Here is a 21,707-nt window from a genome sequence, read left to right as displayed (position 1 = left end):
GACCAAATGTCTGGGAGATTGGTAATAGCTACTCGGTATTCTATAATGAAGGTACATTTGATAGGGCGAAAACAGTGAGGCACCTTTAGTGGGAAAAGAGGGTACTATGGAATACGATCAACTAATACAAGAAGCCGAGCAGTTTATCCGCGTATGCTATAGCGAGCTAGACAAGACGATAGATGAAATGGAGCAGCGTGTACGAGAAGTGCGCGAGCTGATTACCTCACAAGGATATTATGAGCATACGGCTGAGGAGCTGCGCCACGGTGCCAAAATGGCTTGGCGCAACAGTAATCGATGCATTGGGCGATTTTTTTGGGAATCGCTTCAGATACTTGATGAACGACAGGTAGAAACAGAAGAGGAGGTAGCACAGGCACTCCTTCGCCACATTGAATTTGCCACCAACGGAGGGAAGATTCGACCTACCATTACCGTATTTGCCCCTACTCAGCAGGACAAGCCGCAAATAAGGATCTGGAACAACCAGTTAATCCGTTACGCAGGCTACGAGACGGAATTCGGTATGATTGGAGATCCAGTGTCTATCGAGCTGACCAGGCTGTGTGAAAGTCTGGGATGGCAGGGAGCAAGGACAAACTATGATGTACTGCCACTTGTTGTCCAGATTGGAGAGCAGCGACCGAAGTTTTTTGAAATCCCGCAGGAGCTAGTGGTAGAGGTAGCCATTACTCATCCTGAGATTGCGAGCTTTACTGATCTTGACCTGAAATGGTACGGGGTTCCGATTGTCTCCGATATGCGCATGGAAATCGGGGGTATCCATTATAAAACCACACCTTTTAACGGCTGGTACATGGGAACGGAGATAGGTGCACGTAATTTGGCTGATGCGCAGCGCTACAATATGCTGCCCAGAGTAGCTGAGCTCATGGGACTCGACACCAGCAGAGAAGCCACGCTCTGGAAGGATAAGGCGCTGGTGGAGCTGAATGTAGCTGTGCTGCACTCCTTTAAAGAGCAAGGCGTATCGATTGTCGATCACCATACGGCGAGTCAGCAGTTTAGGCGATTTGAAGAAAGGGAAGAGAAATGCGGTCGCGCAGTCACAGGTGATTGGACGTGGCTCATTCCTCCTGTCTCTCCGGCAGCTACCCATATTTTTCATCGAGCTTATGATAATACGATGCAGACGCCGAATTTCTTTTACCAGGAAAGACCGCGTTTTAAGGAATAAATCAATAGCGTACACCAATTGCTGCGAGCATTTTTCTGTTCGCAGTATTTTTTTTGCAGTCGATGTCACACAAAGGATTGCCTGGAACGTTATACCAGTTGAAAGGAGGGAGAGAGTGGAACGCAATGAAATAAACGAGCTTCTCGATGCGATTACTCAGGGTGCGGAAAACCGTTATGCAGAAATCATGCAATGCTTTCAAGGGCGGATTTTTCACTATTGCTATCACATCCTGGGAAATCAATACGAAGCGGAAGATGCCACACAAGAGGTTTTTATCAAAGCGTATCGCAACATTACCAAATATAATCGGGAATTTCCATTCGCCGCCTGGCTTTATAAAATTGCCTATCATCACTGCATTGATCTCATTCGAAAAAGGAAATGGCTCCGCCTGTTGCCCTTTTTGGAGACCAAGCAAAATCAGTCAGACATCGAGCAGCATATTGAAAATGCTTATTTTAGTGAGGCTGTATATAAAGCCATGGCTACTCTTTCTGTAGAAGAACGTACTCTTCTTTTGCTGCGCGGGGTTGAGGAAAAGACTTACGACGAAATCGCTTTGATTATGAACAAAAACGGGGCGAGCCTACGCAAGAAATTCGAACGTACGGCTGCCAAGTTCCGCACCGCTTATTCTCCGTCTGAGAAGGGAGGGGTGACGCATGAAGAATCCAAACGAGTCGCGCGAGAGTATTAAAGCGCTATTTACCGATCCGCGCATACCGCAGCAAATCGACGTCACCTCTGTGGTCATGGATCAGATCAAACAAAACAAGGAGGGCTTTTTTGTGAAGTATAAAGTGAGTATTTTGGTCGCGATCGGGCTTTTGGCAAGCATTACAACAGGCTATGCTGCCGTGCAGTACTACCAATTGAAAAATCCGCAGGGAGAGGTTATTTATCAAGAACAGGATGTTTCTAATGCGAATGTAAAGGTCATAGATAAACAAGATCCAGAGATGCAGGCTTTTTTAGAGAAACGATGGGAAATAGAGGACAGTCTGGAGGCAGGCACTGCTGTAGCAGCCTATATCATCCCTCATAATCCGACTAAAAGAGTCATTACAATCTCCAAGCCTTTTGAATATGAAACATGGGGGGACTTGGAAGCGAAAGTTGGAAAGCAGGCAGTTGTTCCAGAGTCGTTACCTGGGGGGTTTCTATTTTTGAACGGACAAGTGGAAACGAGCATCAAACGAGAATATAACAAAGAGGCGTTGTATCAGCAGGCGGGAAATGGAAAAGAAGAGTATGTTGCACAACGGTTAGAGAGAACGGACGAGATGGATTACGCAGATGTCACCTATCAAGCAGGCGAGAAATATGTTAATGTCTCCATCTCCAATTTTGACGACGTTGTGGGAAACACCGTTTATATGGCGAACCTCGACAAACAGAAAAAGGAAAAAGTGAAAGTCGGTCAACTTGAAATTTTGTATACCGAGGAAGATCAGGGTGACCACGTATCCAAGGAAATTGTGTGGGTGATGGAAACATTCGGGAAAAAAGTGCAGTATCGAGTATCCTCGAGGGGAGAGGCTCTGAATAAAAATAATGTGGAGAAGTTTGTAAAAGCCTTTTTGCCTGCTGCAAAGTAAGAAAAGGTCCTGCAAATAATGAATCCCCCTGTGCCGTAGCTTTTCACTGCGGCTGGCTCAGGGGGATTGTTGATTTACAAATACTCTTTCTTAGCGATTGTAGTAGCTGCTGAGCGCCTGGAGAAGTCCCAACGGATTTTTCCGCAAGTCTTTGGCACTAAAGAAGATACTGCCTTGAACCTCAGGATGCTGATTGTTGTAATCCAGCTGGTTGATAATCTCCTGAGAGTTTTGCCAGCCTGCTTCTGCTGTTCCTAGCTTGTACGGAGAGTGTCCGATGTATAGCTTCACATTGGTGCCGCGTACTTCACTTGACCACCAGGTTACGAGCTTGTCGTATTGGGCAGGAGCAAAAGAGAGGCTCCAGTAAATTTGCGGTGTCACATAATCCATCCAGCCTTGTTTAATCCAGGTGCGCACGTCTGCATACATGTTGTCATAGGCGGTTACACCTGCTTTGGTGTCGGAGCCTGTTTTGTCGACGGCGATATTGCGCCACACTCCAAATGGGCTGATTCCGAATTGTACATGAGGCTTGGTGTTTTTAATAGACTGATTTAATTGTTGGACGAACATATTGATATTGTCGCGGCGCCAATCTGCTTTGGTCGCGATATTTTTGCTGTTGTACGTCTTGAAGGTCGTTTCGTCATTAAAGATTCCATTGGAAGGATAGAAATAATCGTCCAAGTGAACCCCATCGACATCATAGCGCTGCACAACCTCGGTAATCTCGGCAATAATCGCCTGACGTGCTTGTGGAATACCCGGATTGATGTAGAGCTTGTTGCTGGAATTGACGATCCATTCAGGATGTTTTTTCACTACGTGGTTAGCTGCAAGCTGGTCTGTTTTCGCGTCAACATTGGCACGGAACGGATTGAACCAAGCGTGGAATTGCATGCCACGCTTATGTGTTTCTTCGACCATAAAAGCGAGCGGATCATACCCTGGATCTTTCCCTTGTGTACCGGTCAAATATTTGGACCACGGTACGAGAGAAGATGGATACAGTGCATCAGCGGAAGGACGTACCTGTACAAACACAGCGTTCATGCCCATCGCTTGCAGTTCATTGAGCAGCTGTACGTATTCCTGCTGCTGCTTCGCCCCGTTCCCATATGAGCCTGTAGAAGGCCAGTCTAGATTGTACACAGTGGATACCCATACACCACGCAGGCCATTCGTCGTATTTACCGGAATGCTAGGAACGTTGGAATTATCATTTGGTGTTGTGCTTGATCCATTCGTTCCGCCGCCAATAATGTCTTGCGGAGGAGTGGGTGGTGTAACAGCGACATTGCCTGTGAGTAAGGTAATGGTGCGTGTCGCCTGTTCCCAATTAACCTGCAAGCCTAACTGCTCGGAAACAAAGCGGAGCGGAACCATGACTCTTCCTTGCTTGTTTTCAACAGAAGCATCCAGTGGAATCGTGCTATCGTTTACCAATGCGTGCTTCTGGTTAATGACCATGGATAATACGATATTGTCTTTCAAAATGGTTGCTGTCTGCAGGTTTTGATCCCAATAAACCTCAGCTCCCAAGCTTTCACTGATGACGCGGAGCGGGACCATTGTTACATTGACCTTTGGAATTATGTACGGAGCGACGTCACTTTTGATTTGTTGGCCGTCCAAAAAGATGCTAATACCAGGAGAAGTCTGTGCTGCCTGCACGGATACCCCCATTGCTGGAATACATAGTACGAACATAAGCAAAAGCAGAAACCACTTACGCACCTTCATTTTGCGAATCCTCCGACAGGTATTATTTGCTGTAAAACTCTTACTAAGCGTTAGACGCTTATTATAACGCTTTGTTACGGTTGATAGGGAAGATATTTACTTCAAATAGATTCGAAAACGAAGTGAGTGGAACCAGCCAAGCTGCCTTAGAATAGGCAAAGACTAGAGAGTAATTTGATGGAGAGGAACATCGCGATGGACACCTATCTCCCAGAAAAGACACCAATCGTCTTTGTTCCGGGATTGTTTGGTTCAATGAGCAATCAGATTATTCCGGGGACAGGAAATTGGAATTTTGGTTTTGCTCGAACGGCTTATGAACCGTTTATTCGCATATTGGAGCAGATGGGCTACCGACAGGGCGAACAGCTATTTATCGCGTTTTATGATTGGAGACAGCCGATTGCTTACTGTGCAGAACAATATTTAGTCCCCACGATCGAATGGGCGAAGCAAACTACGGGTTCAAGCAAAGTGAACTTGATTTGTCACAGCATGGGTGGGCTTGTTTCGAGGGCATACGTTCAAGGGGAGAACTATCTGTGTGACGTAGATCAATTGCTTATGTTGGCTACGCCTAATGCAGGCTCACCGGTCAGCTATTGTTACTGGGCTGGCGGAAAGCTGCCTCGCACCGTTTCGCCTAAAAAGAATGTCGTGGAGCTGTACATGAATGTGTACTTGGCTTACTTGGAGAAAAGTATTCCCCGCAACAAGGTAGAGGCCATACAAAAGCATTTTCCCAGCTTGACTGATTTGGCGCCAGGCTATGCCTATGGAGATTATTTGTTGGAGAAGCAAAATGGAATGGAAACCGTTGTTCCATACAGCAGTATGGTTGTACAAAATCATTTTTTGGATCAGCTGAACAGCACGATGGACCTCATTTGGGAGAGAGACATCGCGGTGACCTTAATTGCTGGGGTCAGTCATGAAACGATTCAGTATTTGCAAACCGTTCCGTCTCTTTCGCCAAAAAGATGGGTGGATGGCAGGGCAGTCGGCTCGATCAATAGCAACTTTGGAGACGGGAACGTGATGGCTAGCAGCGTTTTTGCCATGATCGGTGAAAAATACGTGGTGCAGGCGACGCATTTGGATATTTTATATAAAAGTGAGTCGATTATCAGGCAGGTTCTGGAGAGGTAAAGCACATCCCCAAACCTTTCCATAATGAAGTGGAAAAAGAGGACTATCTCAGGAATGACCCTGACGATAGTCCTCTTCACGTATTACGCGTTTCTTTTTCTGCGATAAAGCAGGATGGTGATACCAATTGCAATGGAAGCAATTCCGGCAATAAGAATACCTACATTTGCTTCCTCACCCGTTTTCGGTAAAACATTCCGTGAAGGAGCTACGTTGCTGTTATTATTTGCGTTGTTGGAGGCTACAGCTCCTGAAGGGTTGCCAGAGCCGCTTGGTGTGGTGGTTTGTCCAGCATTGTTTGTTTGTCCAGCATTGTTTGTTTGTCCAGCGTTGTTAGCTTGATCTGGGTTGCTAGGTTGCCCAGGAGTTCCAGGTTGTCCAGGAGTTCCAGGTTGTCCAGGAGTTCCGGGTTGTTCAGGAGTTCCAGGTTGTTCAGGAGTTCCAGGTTGTCCAGGAGTTCCAGGCTGTCCAGGAGTTCCAGGTTGTCCAGGAGTTCCGGGTTGTCCAGGGGTTCCAGGTTGTCCAGGGGTTCCAGGTTGCTCAGGTTTGTTTGGCTTATCCGGTTTATCTGGTTTTTCCGGTTTCTCTGGCTTTTCTGGGGTGTCAGGCCCTCCAGGTTCGCCAGGTCCACCCGGATTGCCGGTGGATTTCTTATTTTTTACCGTCTTGACTACTGCTTCTTTTTGGCTGCGATCAATTGTAAATGGAATCGGAGTACGATCCTTTTCGTAGCCTTTTGGTGCTTTGGTTTCGATGAACTGATAGTTTCCAGGATTGAGGTCAGTTACTGTCAGTTCACCATTGCGATCGGTCGTAAGTCCACTTTCGATGGTATTTCCGTTTTCGTCCTCGAGGGTAAATACGGCATCTTCCAGTGTCTCATCCGGAGATTCTGCATTTACTTTGATCAGCTTGACAGAGCCCGGAATCAATTTGTTGGTAACGGTCAGCTTGAGCTTTAACGTACCTTCTTCCGTTTTTTCGGCTACTTTTTCATTCAGATCAAAGAGCAGAGGTTCTTTTGACAGTTGATAGTCAGCAAGGGTTTTGGTTTCAACGAGACGGTAGCTTCCTGTTGGCAAATCGTTGAGTACGATTTTACCTTTTGCGTCAGTCGTCAAATCGCTGTGCACCTTGGTTCCTTTGCTATCATACAGATCAAACGTGACGCCTTCACCAAGAGGTTTGTTGGTGTAGTAGTCTACCTTCGAAAGCTCAAGAGTGGTGACGTAGATTTTATTGATTTTGTTAGTGATGGTACCTGTCACATTTTCTGTCTGCTTGTCTTTGATTTCAAATTCGACAGGTGTATCGTCAAGCTTGTAGCCAGCAGGGGATTTTGTTTCTACGAGACGATAGATACCTGGCTCCAAATCGCGATCAGCGATTTTTCCGTTGGAGTCAGTAGTGAGCTCTTTTACAAGAGTAAACGTATCCCCGGTTTTGCGCTCAAGGTTGAAAACTGCGCCCTCCAGCTTTTTGTCGTGGTTTTCAGCATCGACTTTGATATACTCGAAGCCTTGTTGTGGGATAACTGGGCCTGTGGCGATTTTGTTTGCCACCAAGATTTCAACGAGCTGCTGCTGACTTCTTTCAATCGTAAAAGGAATCGGCTTGCTATCGCGTACATAGCCTGCTGGCGCTTTTGTTTCGACGAACCAATAGTCACCAGGATTCAGCTTGCCTTCCAAAATAACGCCGTTTTTATCGGTTGTAAGACCTTTCAGTTCTTTGCCGTCCTGGTCCTTCACGATGTTTCCATCTTTTTCTTTATCGTAGATGGAGAATTCGGCACCTTCCAGTTTGTGGTTTGGATAACCCTCTCTGAATTTGACCAGCTTGACTGAACCTGGAATCAATTTATTGGGAACAGTGAGCTTCAGCTCTAAGTCACCTGCAGCCGTAATAGTGGCTATTTCTTCATTGAATTCAAAAGGAAGAGGTACTGTTTCCAACTGATAGTCAGCAAGCGTACTTGTTTCACGAAGATAATAGCTGCCTGCTGGCAAGTCATTGATTACGATCTTACCACTTGAATCAGTTCTTAAATCGCTATAAATCTTGTTGTTATTGCTATCATAGAGGTCAAAGGTAACGCCGGCACCTAGAGGTGTTTTCGTGAAGTAGTCAACCTTCTCCAGTTCAACAGTTCCCTTGTAGATTTTGTTTGAAAAAGTAATTTGCTCTATTTCTGTTTGGTCTGCTTTAATTTCAAATTCTTTGGAAGAATCGGGGTTGAGCTGATACCCCTTTGGTGCTTTTATTTCTACTAGACGGTATATGCCCGGTTGCAAATCACCAATGGAGGCTTCTCCATCTACCGTTCCCTCTGTTAGAGCTACTTTTTCGAAATCGCCGTTTGCTAATTTACGTTGCAACTCAAAGACAGCACCGTCAAGCTTTGTAATGTGATCGGCTTCATCGACCTTTGTAACTGTGAAGCCATTGCGCAGAAGCTTGTTTGTAATAGTTTGTGTGCAATTGAAATAGTCAGGATTATCAGGTGCCTTTTGGCAGGCGTCATTTTTGTCGCTTAATATGATTGTTTTTCCAACCTTATAATCAGGATCGATCACGTATCCATCTGGAGCGGATACCTCTTTAAGGATATACGTTTTGAGAATAAGGTTTTTGAACTCTACTACACCATTTTCATCAGTCATAAAAGGCCCCATAAGTGGATCGCCAGTTACACCAGATTTGGGGTAAAGGGCGAATGCAGCACCCGCTAATGCCTTTCCATTGCCGTCTTGTTTAAAGACCTTGAGGTCACCTTTGTAGAGTTTTCCTCCAGCTTCCCAGCTAAACTTTTTAACCGTAATCGTTTCATTTGACTGATTATTGGATGCTAGGACGCCATTGAGGGTGGCATTATTATTTATCTTTAAGCCACTGATCTCATTAATGAACGACTTGTACTTCAGAATGTAGGCTCTGTTGATCGCGTTCTTGAATGTCAGGGTAAAGGTATTTCCAGAAACATCTAATTTGTAATTGTCGTTAGGATCGTTTAGTTCTAAGTTATCGGATGACTCGTAATACAGTCTACCTCGATCTTTCTCAGAATTGCTGACCTTTGCTGAGTAGAGCTCGAATGACCCTGGTAAAAGAATTTGATTTGATGATAGTGTATCCGTAAGGGAAGCACCTGCTGAGATGTAGGACTGGCTTGGATTAATCTCTACAGTCCAAAATGCAAACTCTTCATCTTCTCTTGTTGTCCCTTGTGTACCTGTTTTAACAATGTACTCGTCACCACGTGGAATTGGGACTGTAATTGTTTCATCATACAGAGGATTATCTTTCCCTTTTTCTTTATCATACAGCGTTGCGTGGTTCCAGTACTTGTCTTCAATTGATACGTCTTCCAAGCTTGTTTGATACACAATACGATAGGCAGATTCAATCTCTCCAAGCGCCAAAGTAAAACCGTTCTCAGTAAGAGTTACCTCAACTGGCTTTACTTCTTTATCGGTGATAGGATCCACTCCGTTGTCATTACCATTCAGTTCCAATTCATACACTACAAGCGATCCGGGAACCAAAGCTTGTCCTGGTTCGAATTCATCTTCAATGACTGCGTTACTGATTTTATGGAGGTTGTAGTTGACATCAACTTGCCAGGCAATTGCTTTTTTGTCTGTATCATACTTACCGGTTTTTTCACCGTTTTTCTTAGTGTACCGGTCTGGAATCACTTCAGCGGATTTCTTGATGGAATGACTGGTTGAATCTTTTGTTTCGATCCACGTGAGCTCAGCGTTGTTCTCATACTTTTGTGGAAGCTTTGGCATGGTAGAATCGAAGTTTGTCGTATACGTGATCGTATGCTTAGCATTAATTTCCTTGTGGAAATGAATGGTAAATCCTTTGTTGTCAGCATCAGGTGTTAGTGTGTAATCTTTGTCTTCACCTTGTTCTAAATATTGCTTCGTAACCGGATCAAATATACTCAGCTTATCGAGAGTTAACCCTAGCGATTCACCTTGTTGGTTTATTTCAAAGCGATCTTTGATCGAAACGTTTTTCATTAAACCTGTCAGAGACTCTGTATCCGCGTTAATAGAAAGCGTCCACTGAATCTTTTTGTTCGCATAGTCGATCTTATCGTATTGCTTCGAGAAGATCATTTGCCAAATATCTAGTCTTTCCGTTACAGGCTTTTGATTATACATCTCTACCTTATTTGTGATTTCACGGTCTTCGTAGACTCGATCATTGAATTTTGTTTGATAGACAATTTTGTATGCCGAATCAATTCCATTATTAAACTCAAGCTTGAAGCCAACATCCGGTGGGTTAGGATTTTTCGTTAAAGTATAGACATTATCGTCAAGAGCTTCCCCAATTACATTTCCTTCGCCATTATCAGGATTGATCTCTACAGGGTAGACCTTCAATGTGTCTTCCAACAGTACTAGAGATGGATCAAAGGTATCCACTAGCCAGGCTTCATTTTTAGTAGCTAACTTTTGCTCATTGTAGTTGTACTGAATTTCCCAATCAATCGTTTGGGTGAAAGGATGGTAAACGGACTTTTTGGCTAATGGCTTACTAAATTTTACAGGTACATCGAATGTACCGGATTTAGTCCAAGACTGTTGGAGGTACGTCCCTGAGATCGTTGCTTTATTTGTAAAGTGGGTCCTTTCAATATTATCAGGAGTATCAGTGATGGTGGTTTTGTACATAACCCTGTAAGCACCATTAATGTTACCAAACTCAATAATAAGGACGTTATCCTCTATCTTAGGATTGAGAGCTTTACTTACTTCATCTTGTTCAATTTCAACCGGCTCTCCTTTTATTGGGACTTCTAGGGGAATTACTTTAATAGAATTGTTATCAATTTCTAAATCGTTTGGAAGTTCATCTTTGAAAATCGCATTATTGATCTGTTTTTCCCCAAGGTTTAAATCGACTGTCCAGTCTATTTGGCTTGGATTGATATCTTTGTTTGCTTTCCCAGTCTTTGTTATGTCACTATCGTTTGCACTACTGAAATGGACCGGGATAGTTTTTTTTAGATCTTCAAATACAATCTTTTGCTTAGTGCTTCCATTCTTGACATCTTCGCTAAATTCTCTTTTTATACGGAAGTAACCTTCATGGATTCCCGTTCCACCTTCAATCACTTCGTTAAATGTAAAGGTGACTTTTCCTTTGCCATCGACTTCGTAAGTTCCTATTACATCGCCGCCAAATAATAAGTCTTCAGGCTCAATCACATCTGCTTTAAAATTTGTTGGCAATTGGAAGGAAAAAGTTGAACCAGGGCTATAGTCGTGACCATCTTCCAGTTCCCAGTAATAAGTAATCATGACAGGAGATTCCACATCTACGCGGATATCATCGGTAGAAATGTCTTTTCCATCTTTACCCTCAACAATTACGCCAGTAAGGAGATTTTTTGTGATGATAGTTGGCTCAGGAGGTGGAGGAGGTGCAGTGATGATCTCTTCTGGAATGTCGATGGGAATGGTGGTGCTTGGATCGCTATTTGGGTTTTCACCACCTGTTGGGTTTTCACCGCTGGTTGGGTTTTCACCGCTGGTTGGGTTTTCACCGCCAGTTGGGTTTTCACCGCCAGTTGGGTTTTCACCGCTGGTTGGGTTTTCACCGCCAGTTGGGTTTTCACCACCAGTTGGGTTTTCACCGCTGGTTGGGTTTTCACCGCCAGTTGGGTTTTCACCGCCAGTTGGGTTTTCACCGCCAGTTGGGTTTTCACCGCTGGTTGGGTTTTCACCATCAGTTGGGTTTTCACCATCAGGCTGATTTTCACTACTACTGTCGGTTTGGTCGACACTCTCTCCTTCCTCTACGGCTGAATCATTTTTAACTTGCCCTATTTGCCCAGCTTCATCGCCAACACCCGAGGTCACGACTGATCCACTCGTTTCAGCGTACGTAGGTGCTACCCAGTTGAAAAAGCTATGGACGATGAGCATGATAGCAAACATAACTGTCCATGTCTTTCTTTGCATATGCTCCTCCTAAAATTAATAAAAGCTTATTCATTTCCAAATACAGTGTCATCATTTAGTGTGATCTTTTAATTTCGCCTGCACAATTAACCGATCTATCGGGTCCTTTTTACCGATAGGTGTACATGTAACTAGGGTGAGCATTGGTTCATTCTGATCTTCAAGAACTTCTACTTGTGTACGGTCAACAACAAACGTTTTGATGATTACGAATGTATAACTGTCTGTCTTTGTCCTTATCTCGATTTCATCGCTAGGAGCGAGCTCATCCAGCCGATTAAATTGTTTGCCATACGCAATAGCCCGATGTCCTGCCAACCCTACGTTGCTCTTGCCAAATTGTTTTTCTTTCTCAATCATGCCTACACCCTTGCTGAGCGCAGCCTCACCAGAGCCTTCAAAAATCATCATTTGCAAATCGATTTTTGGAATCCGGATGACGCCTCGTGCTCCGTCTAATAAAGCGAGCTGCTCGGGAGCCGGCGGGATTGGAGCTACATCGGTTGTCGGTATAGCTTCCACCTGCTCGCTAATGGTTCCTAACTGTTCGAAAGCTTCAATCAGTTGCTGCTGCTTAGCGTCTGAAGCTCTCTTTTCGATTTGAGGATAGGAGAGCAGGAGTATGCCGATCAGTATAAATCCGATGCTCCATGCAATTCGCATTCTACTATCCCCCCTCTGCTAGCTTTGTTTTTAATCACATCTCCTCTCTTATCTCCCCTAGATTTTGAGTGAGTGAAAATATCACGGCATGTCTCTATGCCACAGTTGTTTGTGTAAGTATCAACGCCCCTACGGATACTCGTCCTAATGAAGAATGAGAGATGCCGACCACCAGTTTACGAAATCGTTCTGAACAACTTCTGAACAATTTCGACAATACCAATGAAGAAAACACGGGAGTTTTGATAAGAAGCAAAGGAGAAGGGAAGGGGGAAAGTCAGGTATGTTAAATGAAAAAAGACTACCTACGGTGAATACCGCATGTAGTCTTGATTGATATATAAACAAAATACAGATTAATAGGCTACTGACTTGGAAACGAAGCCAACGAGTATTTTTCCGTTCGCATCTTTCGTTGAACCAAAGTACCAGTCGCCACTCTCTCCAACGACTTGAACCAGGGTATCTTTGGCAGCGAAGCCCCTACCCGTGCTTTCAGAGGAAGCTGTGGAGAAGAAGTACCCCTTCTCAGCTTGAATTTTTACAGTCTTGGGAGTAATGGGAGTATAGGTAGCAAGTAAACTTTTCGACACAAAGCCTTGATCAATCGATGCATAATCTGGATGGTTTCCTGAGTCCTTGATTTCAAAGCCGTACCACAAGGTTGCAGCGACTGAGGAATCAATTAAAGGGGACGCGAGTACATTTGCATTATCTACAGCGATAATGACTTTCTTTTGGACAACAGGAGCAGCTTGTGGCTTCGCTTTTGGAGCCGTAGTCTTAGGGGGAGAGGATGTCGTACGAGTGCTCGTAGAAGACCCTCCACCACCATTATGATAGTGATATTGTCCATACTGTAAGCCCCATTTTTCACAATTGGTACGACAGGTGTGACCGCCGTTTGCGTCTGTTCTACCAGGATGAGCATCAATCGTTTGAAAAGGTAAAAAGAAAAGAGTGAGCATGAGTACAAAAAAGCTGATAAATCTTTTCATGGCTAACCTCCTTAGTTCAGATATCCATCGATTATACCAATATGGCCCATTTTTGTAAGTGATTTCGAGTGGGTAGTTGAGAAAAAGGGAAAAAGCTCCCGCAGCGAGTGAGTACAACCTCGTCACAAGGAGCTTTACTTTTACGGAGCTGGCTGCGGTGCACGAATCCAGCCTTCTTTGCCATTCACCTGGATTTGGTACCAGCCATTTAGATCAGTCACTACTTGAATGGAGCTATCTGATGAGATTTGGCCAATTTTTTCGTATTCTTCTCCAGGACCTGCGTAAACCGAGACTTGATGCGGCTTTTGCCCATTCTGCTCGGTTTGACTAACAGGAGGTAGGTCCGGGGGATATTCATTCTCCCCAGATTCCTCTGGAGTAGTGGCTTCCTCTATATCGGCTATCTTTTGGTCGTATACCAATCCTGTCTCATCGAGTATGAATGAGGCGAATTCCTGCCCGCCTTTACCCACGGCGTTTTTGATGAGGATGTGCGTAGAGTCTACGATCGAAAACTCATCCGCCTCAATCGAAAAACGTTTATGAATCACATTTTCTGAGAGAGCTGGAAGCAAGCCTATGTAAGAAAAAGGACGTTCTTTGCCGTCAGCTTCGATCATGATGAGGGGAGCATCTTTTTCTCCAAGCTTATCCGAAATGCTAACTTTTGCCGACTTCATATCCACATTTTCTAAGCCCACTTCCAAGTAAGCGAGAGAGTCATCTTCTTTTTTGGCTGCAAAATAAAGTCGTTGCTCAGATTCCTCCAGTCCAAAAGCGTACACCTGGGCACCCCAACGAGCAGCTCCAGAGAGGACGGAGCGGAATTTCTTATCTGGGTATTTTTCATGGAGCAGACGTGTTGGATCATGGGCCAGCCAGCTTTCCTCAGCAGTCGCAATCAGTGCCCCAGTATCCATGAGCGCGTTCAGTTCCTGATAGAGCTCAATAGCCTTGGAAAATTGGCGCGATTGGATGTACTGCTCAGCTTGCTTGACTCGGCTTTCCAAATGGCGAGTAATCGCGGCAAGTACTGAGGAATCCCGCGGTAGCACGTCCTCGATCTTTCGATATGCAATCGACTGGGAAATAAAGGCACTCAGATCTTTTTGGCGAATAGATAGATTGATCTCGCTCTGTGCAAATCGTTCCAGCCCTGTTAGCAGCCAATCTGCCTTGACCCCGATTTCCCGGTACATGCGCAAGCTTTTGGCTGTACGTGCGACTACCTCATCAAAAGGGGCAGAAGCTGTCAACGTACGCAGCTTGGTTTTTTCATATTCCTGGAACAGGTCAGCAAGCTCGCTTTGCTTTTGCTTCGCGCCGCCAAAATATTCATCCGGGATGGTGACGAGCGTACGAATGAACGTCTCGTTCTCGTACGAATGTTGTGCCAAATTTGCTTTGGACTGATCTTTGGCTGCTTGAAGAGCGCGGTGATAGTAATCGGCCCATTCTTTTTCTATACCGAGGTGACTCGACAGCTGCTCAAAAAATGCAGTCTGTTCTCCTGGCTGCTTGTTACTCTTTCGCATGTTCTGATAGAGCTCATACGTTTCTAGCACTTGTGCGTCCTGATTTTCCGAAATCGCTGATCGCGCTTGAAGTTGAATCGATTCAAGCTCCTGACGTGTGGCCGTTAGACCATGCATCAACGAATTCCACTGCTCGTCGCCATATGAAAGCACTGTAATTTCATCCGCCTTGGCAAACAGCTCCTCTGCTTTGATCAGGTCATGAGAGGAATAGTATGCTTGCGCCTGTTTATACAGGTTGACTTTTTTATAGCCGAGGCCTACCTTTACCAAAACCGCGACGACAGCAATTGAGCAAAGCACGAGCAAAGTATTTCGGACCCAAAGCGATTTTTTATAGGAAGAGATAATCATCAGAGGCGGCTCCTTCACAGTACTCCTTTAAAGTCAGGATCAAAGGCGTAGTGGGTATCCACTCGGTTTTTCACAGCTTCATAGAGTCGATCCCAGCCCTCGTGACGGTTCGTACTTGCCATTTTTGCCAGACGCAGCAGTCGCTCACGCGGCAAATAATCGATAAACTCGATGATCAGATCCTGATACTGCTCGATATACGTTTTCATCCGCAGGGCAGCACCGGCAACCTGTCCAATAAGCTGCTCACCGTTTTCCAAAAGCAAAATCTGGGCTTTGTAGCGCTTCACATAATCAAGCACTGCTTTTTTGACGAGCCAAGGCTGCACCTTGATCACTTCGCGTAAATACTCCATAAAATCCTTGTCATACGTCTTCGGGATCAGCGTATCCAGCTCCAGCTCCATGTCCTTGCGCAGCACATAGTGGTTCAAAAACATGATTTTGCGAATTTTGATCGTGTCCGATTCGATAAAATGCCCGATCTCTCTTGTTTTCTCATAAGCATCCTTGATCCGTTCCGCCTTTACATCAGCACCGATTTCTTCGAGATGATGGACCAGCGACTGTTTGATCGTCTCTTTTTCTGATGTAAGAAAGCGTACAAACTGCGCGTCCTTTTCATAGGAGCCAAGCCTTTTTTGGATGACGAAAAACAGAGCAAACAGGAGAATGCCAATTCCGAATGCGAGAGCAAGCTGCAAGACCGTATCAGCAGAGAGGATGGCAAGACAGATGAACAATCCCAGCAAAAGAAAACGAGTCTGCACATAGCGAAGTGTCACTGTTGTCGAAAGCTGTCGGATTGGAGTATATTCTCTGCCGCAATTCTCGCAGTGTGTATCCCATAAAACATGGTAGGTATGGCATCGCTTGCAGCCTTGTATGCGTTCAAACGTATGGGCAGTCTTACGGGTTTTGCGAAATTGGACACCGATTCTTTTTCTCATGGCCGATCCCTCTTTTCATTCAAAAGGACATGAAGATGCTGGTCGATTTCGGCGTTGGAGAGATTGCGCCTTTTTAGTCGAAGCAGCTTAAAGAAGCGGATGGCTACTAGTACGAAAGCAGCAAAAAGAAGAAAGTAAGTTAACATAAAATTTCTCCCAATTGAAAGTGTCGAAACCTGTAACAAAGAATCATGTGGTATCGTATTAGGTGTAGGGGCAATTATTTCACTCATTTTTCGCTATTATGACCCTTGAATCTAGTGGTAATAGTGGCATAGTCTTACTTTCTTTGCAATATCTCAAATACTGTGAGTAAGGGGTTTTAGTAGAATGTTACGATTCCAAGTGCTGTGTCGATACGTAGTGTGTCTTGCACTGCTGATGGTTTTTGTCATCTCAGGCACCCAACTTGGTTTTGCGCAAACCAGCGGAAGCAATATGGATGCCGTACTGGTGGTGGATGTCAGCAATTCCATGACCCAGAGTGATAAAAACAAAGTCAGCAACGAAGCGATGAAAATGTTTGTAGATATGACCTCGATTCAGGCAAACAAGATTGGCGTCATCTCCTATACCGACAAGATCGAGCGAGAAAAGGCGTTGATCCAGGTCAATTCCGAGCAGGACAAGAATGATATCAAAGCATTTATTGATAGCTTGCAAAAAGGCGCGTACACCGATATTTCGGTAGGGGTAAAAGAAGCAGTGAAGATTCTGGATGCAGGGCGTGACCCGGCAAATGCGCCGATCATCGTACTCCTCGCTGACGGAAACAATTTTTTGAACAAGGCGTCTAGTCGCACACAGGCCGATTCAGATCGTGATCTGGCGGAAGCGGTCAAGGTCGCGGGGTCAAAAGGATACCCGATCTATACGATTGGACTGAATGCAGACGGACAGCTAAACCGTACGACACTCCAGCAAATTGCGGCAGACACGAACGGTAAATTTTTTGAAACAAGCACCGCGGATAAGCTCCCACAAATATTGAGTGAAATTTTTGCCAATCATCTCAAGCTAAAGGTTGTTCCAGTGAAAAGCTTTGTCTCCAATGGTCAGACGCAGGAAGTGGCGATTTCGATACCGAACGCGAGCGTCCTGGAGGCAAACATCTCAATCATGTCGCAAAAAGCGGTAGACGTGAAGCTATTCGATCCAAGCGGTCAGGAAGTGAAATTGCCCTCTAATGAAATACGTCTTTCACGATCAAATGCCTACACCATGCTCAAGCTGGTTAAGCCGCAGCAAGGCGATTGGAAGCTGCAAGTAAAAGGTGTGCCAAAGGAAAAGATCGATATCAATATGATCTTTAACTACGATTTGCAATTGGAGATGGAGCCGGTAGCTGCCAAAAGCTTTAAGGCAGGAGATGTCGTTCCTGTAAAAGCAGCGCTAGTTTCAAACGGACAAAAGGTAGCAAGCCCCGATATTTACAAGCAGATGAAGGCAACCTTGCTCGTCCATGACAAGACCGACAATCAAACGAATGAGATTGCGCTGAACAATACAGGCAGCGGGTTCGAAGGAAGCTTCACGATCCCTGCTGACCATCAATACGAGTTGAAAGTAAAAGCGGAGGATACGAGCTTTTATCGCGAGACACCAGCGCTGATCGTAGATGCTACCCAAGGTGCAGGTACAGCCAAGCCACAGCCGCCAGCTACGACCGATCCGTCCGCAGAGTCGAAACCATTTCCGTGGACAACCGTAGTAGGAGGTACCGCACTTCTCATTCTATTAATTGGGGGAGGCTTGTATGCACTGTCGCTCTGGCGCAAAGCCAACAAAGGCTTCGCCGGTCAGATCGCGATCGAGATTGTGGACGAGGATACAGGCGAAAAATCAAATCCACAGTACAAAAAGCTGAACGCATTTAAAGGCAAGGTCAAGCTGCATCAGCTCCTGCAGCTGGCGCCAGAATTTACAGAAACGGAGAAAGTGGTCTTTTTCCCGGGGAAAAACGATACGCTAATCATCGAGAATCGTTCGAGCTGCCGGATTGAAAAGGCAGGGCGTGTGCTGGATGTCAGCCGCGGCAAGGAACTCAAGAAAAACGACCGCATCAAGATTTCTCTCACCAACGTAAACAAGTCCGTTTTTGTAGACTACATCGTCTAGGAGTGGATCCATTATGAAAGCAGTAGTAAGAGAACATATTCAACAATTGGATGTTTCGCTTGGCGGCGGAATCGTCAGCGACAAAATTCGTGTAGATACAATTGATAACCCGATGCTCGTGATCGGATTGGGCGGAACAGGGATTGATGCCTTGCTCCGCTTGAAATACCAGGTGAACAGACGCTTCAAGCTGCCGGTAGACGCTCTCTCGAAAAAGCGCAAGGAAAAGCCGGACAATATCGAATATATCGCGTTTGAGACCAACGAGCATGATCGCAATAAAAAGTACAAGGGCATCGGACTCGATCCGGTAACCGAGTTTGTACTGTTGTCCAATCCGGAGATCGGTGGCGTATTGCAAAACCGAAGCATTCTGGAGCCGTACATCACAGATTGGCTTTCCCCTGAGCTGACGATCACAGACGGAATCAGCGGTGCATCCGGGGTTCGCCAGGCAGGACGTCTGCTTTTATTTACAAAAATCACGCAGGTTGTCCAAACGATTGAGAAAAAGATCAAAATGCTTTGCGAGGGCACGAATAAAAAGCTGACGGTATTCCTGCTGAGCGGTCTTTCCGGTGGAACAGGAAGTGGCTGCTTCCTCGATATCGCGTATATCGTTCGCGGCATTTTGGAGCGCGATTTCGGCAGCGGCGGGGTAGACAAGGTCAATACACTGGGCTATCTGTTTACGCCTGACGTGAATCTGTCGAACAAGAGCCTCAGCTCCCATACGCGTGACTACATCATGAAAAATGGCTATGCAGCACTGAAGGAGCTCGACTACTGGATGAACACGGACGAGCGCATGGAGCGCTTCCGTCAGCAATACGGCAACGTGCTTACCGTACAATCGCCGATGCCTCCGTTCAACCTGTGCCATTTGATCTCGGCGACAAATCTCGAAGGCAAAGCACTGGAAAACGCCTACGACTACTGCATGAACGTAACAGCGGAGAACATTACGAACTTCATGGCGAGTGAGGAAAAGCGTTCCGGCGAAGAATTCGCGATCCATGACTATATCAGCAATATCCGCACGAATATTAACCAAATGCCAAAGGCGTACGCGGCAAATTATCAATACAACGTTATCGGTGCTTCATCCGCTGTCCTGCCGATCGAAGAAATGACTACGTATTTGGCTTATCGTCTGTTTAAGAAAATGGAGAAAATGTTCACGGTAGCTCCGACCCAGGAGGACGCAGAGAAGTTCGCTCGTAAGCTGGGGATTGACATCGACTCCATTTCACGCAAGTTTGAAGAGCGCGTTCCTGAGCCGCTGCCTGGCTATGAAAACAGCGAGCGCCTGAACTACAGCAACGTGATTTCCCAGCAGGTTGTAAGCATCGATCACGAGCTGGAGCAAGGCTATCTCGCCAAGGCGCGGGAGGCGTACATCAAGTGCAAGAAGCAGACACCAGGCGATATGATTTCTGTATTTGGAGAAATGATTACGCGTGTCTTCCTGCATCCGGAGCAAGGACCATTTTACGCGTCCCGTCTGATTCATTCGGACAAAGGCTACTGCCTGATGAAAATGATTTTGTCCTATGTGGAAAGCCTCAAGGCGAATCTGGAGAGCTTCCCGCGTGAGATCGAGGGCGCGCGTGAAGTGGCGGGTGAAAAGCTGGGCGATGCCCGCAGCGCTTTTATCTCCAAGGAGAAAAAGAAGAACCTTTATATTGAAGCGAAAATCAATGAGTACCAGCTTCTCGCCGATCAGGAAAAGCTGGAGCAAATGATTGAATTCTACGAAGAGCTGCACCGTTTGCTCAATGCGGAAAACAATCGCATTTATAACGTGTTTACAGAAATTTTGAATACGCTGAACCAGATTTTCGAGAAAAACGGCGACATTCTGATCAACGGCGGAGAAGAGAGCGACCGTACCGGCAACAAGACGTACTATTGGAATATCGTCAGCGTGCCTGATATCGCCAAGGTCGTCGGCAACATTTTGGAGCAAAAGGAATCCGATGATTTGATCCGCGACTTTACAAGCGAGCTGCTCCGCCATTCGGATCAGTGGGTAAAAGAGCAGGATCTGGATATCGTCAGCTCGATTTCGGAATTCTTGTCGGAAAAATTCGGTGAGCTGATCACCAAGTCGATGGAAGAATTCCTGGTGATCAAATACGGGCAGGATGAGACGCTGGATCGCATCGTCGAGCGCAAGATTGCAAGCAAGCTGGATGAGGAAGCGATTCCGGTTTTCCATCTCAGCAACAATCTTGGCAATATGCACTTCCCGTCTTGGGGCTTCGTATCCGTACCACTCAAAGCGCCAGGGATTTTGAAAGGAATTAAAAACTATCAGGATACAGCCATCAGTGGGTCGCGCTTTACGGTCAAAGAAAGTGAAGTCAAAAACCGTATTTTCTGGCTGAATACGAAAAACGGGATTCCGCTGTTCGTTTACACGCCACTGAAGGTATATGAGGAAAGCTACGAGCGCACGATTCTGGAGCGCGAGGGCATTGGACGTCACCTCGTTCAAACTGAAAAGAACAACTGGGCGTACCTGCCGTCCCCGATCCCTGAAAAATCATGGGGCGATACGTACCAAAACGACCGGATCAGAGCATACAACGCCAAGGTTCGTCGCCTGTTCGAAACAGCGCTTGGATACGGCAGCATCCGGGAAAAAGGCAGCGACAGCAAAACGAGCAGCCGTTATGAGTGTGTCGTCACCAAGCCATTTTCGATCGCTTCGTTCATGGCGAAGTACCAGGCACAGGGCGATCTGTCCAAGCTGAGTCCAGGAGAGATCAAGCGTGCGCTGGTCGAGCTGAAGGGCTTCATGAGGGATGGCTTGGAGCAAGAGTACACACGCGATGTGTTTGGCAGTATCAATGAAGAGATGGCGAAGGAAAATCTGATTCGCTATCCGGAGCAAATCCGTCTGATGGAAGAGGAAGTGCGCAAATACAAAGAAATCGAGGACAAAATCGCGGAGCTGGAGCAAATCGTAAATGCCATTCAGGGTGAGGAAGAGCTGGTTACACGATTTATCGAGGCGCTCTATACTGGCACAATCGTAAAACGCGGTGCGCTGTACGTGTACGACAAGGACGAGGAAGAAGAAGCGTGGGAGCCGTTCATCAATCTGATGAAGGCAGGAAAGCACATTGAATTCTCCATCTATGAGAAGTTCCGAGGCTTGGATCACAAGAGCATGGCTACGCTTCAGCGCAAGGCTTCGCGCCGCAGTGACGCTATGACCTCTGCCGAGGATACAGATCAGCTGGTTGCCAAGCTCGATGAGATCGCAGCTGCTTTCCAAGCGGTGAAGAGTGATCTGGAGTATGACCGTGATGAGTACGTCAATGGAGAAGAGATGTATCAGTTCTACAAAAAAGTTTGGTCAAAAGTAAACGATATGCGCAAGACGCTGCAATAAGA

Annotated in this window: 12 protein-coding genes; 6 read left to right on the top strand and 6 right to left on the bottom strand. The window is 45.8% G+C overall.

The genetic code is table 11. The features are described from left to right. The first annotated feature begins 106 nt into the window (after positions 1–106). The 3 genes from C3B52_RS04315 to C3B52_RS04305 all read left to right on the top strand — a co-directional run bounded on the left by C3B52_RS04315 (position 107) and on the right by C3B52_RS04305 (position 2,802). The gene (locus C3B52_RS04315; protein ID WP_103104867.1) at positions 107–1,201 is read left to right on the top strand and encodes a nitric oxide synthase oxygenase; all 1,095 of its coding nucleotides are present in this window, start codon (positions 107–109) and stop codon (positions 1,199–1,201) included. A gap of 115 nt (positions 1,202–1,316) precedes the next feature. Further along, positions 1,317–1,901 carry an RNA polymerase sigma factor gene (locus C3B52_RS04310; protein WP_103104866.1) on the top strand — a complete coding sequence of 195 codons (585 nt, stop codon included), beginning with the start codon at positions 1,317–1,319 and terminating at the stop codon, positions 1,899–1,901. Then, positions 1,867–2,802 (top strand): hypothetical protein, encoded by a 936-nt coding sequence (locus C3B52_RS04305; RefSeq protein WP_103104865.1) that lies wholly within the window; start codon positions 1,867–1,869, stop codon positions 2,800–2,802. Before C3B52_RS04310 ends, C3B52_RS04305 begins: the two co-directional genes overlap by 35 nt. Positions 2,803–2,892: 90 nt before the next feature. Here the strand turns inward: C3B52_RS04305 and C3B52_RS04300 are convergent, their stop codons facing one another. Then, positions 2,893–4,548 (bottom strand): family 10 glycosylhydrolase, encoded by a 1,656-nt coding sequence (locus tag C3B52_RS04300; protein ID WP_103104864.1) that lies wholly within the window; start codon positions 4,546–4,548, stop codon positions 2,893–2,895. A 195-nt stretch (positions 4,549–4,743) separates the two neighbouring features. On the opposite strand from C3B52_RS04300, the gene C3B52_RS04295 reads away from it, so the two are divergent. Further along, positions 4,744–5,697, top strand: coding sequence for an esterase/lipase family protein (locus C3B52_RS04295; RefSeq protein WP_103104863.1), 954 nt, complete (start codon positions 4,744–4,746; stop codon positions 5,695–5,697). An 83-nt stretch (positions 5,698–5,780) separates the two neighbouring features. On the opposite strand, the gene C3B52_RS04290 is transcribed toward C3B52_RS04295, so the two are convergent. The 5 genes from C3B52_RS04290 to C3B52_RS04270 all read right to left on the bottom strand — a co-directional run bounded on the left by C3B52_RS04290 (position 5,781) and on the right by C3B52_RS04270 (position 16,184). Further along, the gene (locus tag C3B52_RS04290; RefSeq protein ID WP_103104862.1) at positions 5,781–11,681 is read right to left on the bottom strand and encodes a SpaA isopeptide-forming pilin-related protein; all 5,901 of its coding nucleotides are present in this window, start codon (positions 11,679–11,681) and stop codon (positions 5,781–5,783) included. 51 nt (positions 11,682–11,732) lie between these two features. After that, the gene (locus C3B52_RS04285; protein ID WP_103104861.1) at positions 11,733–12,344 is read right to left on the bottom strand and encodes a class D sortase; all 612 of its coding nucleotides are present in this window, start codon (positions 12,342–12,344) and stop codon (positions 11,733–11,735) included. Between the two features lie 356 nt (positions 12,345–12,700). Then, on the bottom strand, positions 12,701–13,342 hold the full coding sequence (locus tag C3B52_RS04280; RefSeq protein WP_103104860.1) for a YHYH domain-containing protein: 642 nt from the start codon (positions 13,340–13,342) through the stop codon (positions 12,701–12,703). 140 nt (positions 13,343–13,482) lie between these two features. Then, positions 13,483–15,234 (bottom strand): SH3 domain-containing protein, encoded by a 1,752-nt coding sequence (locus C3B52_RS04275; RefSeq protein ID WP_103104859.1) that lies wholly within the window; start codon positions 15,232–15,234, stop codon positions 13,483–13,485. Between the two features lie 14 nt (positions 15,235–15,248). Then, positions 15,249–16,184 carry a hypothetical protein gene (locus C3B52_RS04270; protein WP_103104858.1) on the bottom strand — a complete coding sequence of 312 codons (936 nt, stop codon included), beginning with the start codon at positions 16,182–16,184 and terminating at the stop codon, positions 15,249–15,251. A 330-nt stretch (positions 16,185–16,514) separates the two neighbouring features. Between C3B52_RS04270 and C3B52_RS04265 the strand changes: the two genes are divergently transcribed. Next, on the top strand, positions 16,515–18,302 hold the full coding sequence (locus C3B52_RS04265) for a vWA domain-containing protein (protein WP_103104857.1): 1,788 nt from the start codon (positions 16,515–16,517) through the stop codon (positions 18,300–18,302). 13 nt (positions 18,303–18,315) lie between these two features. After that, positions 18,316–21,705 (top strand): tubulin-like doman-containing protein, encoded by a 3,390-nt coding sequence (locus C3B52_RS04260; protein WP_103104856.1) that lies wholly within the window; start codon positions 18,316–18,318, stop codon positions 21,703–21,705. Positions 21,706–21,707: the final 2 nt, after the last annotated feature.

It is taken from the genome of Brevibacillus reuszeri (genome assembly GCF_002897295.1).
GTDB lineage: Bacteria > Bacillota > Bacilli > Brevibacillales > Brevibacillaceae > Brevibacillus > Brevibacillus reuszeri_A.
The sequence above is the reverse complement of the archived record's forward strand: the minus strand, read 5'-3'. Positions and strand labels throughout refer to the sequence as shown.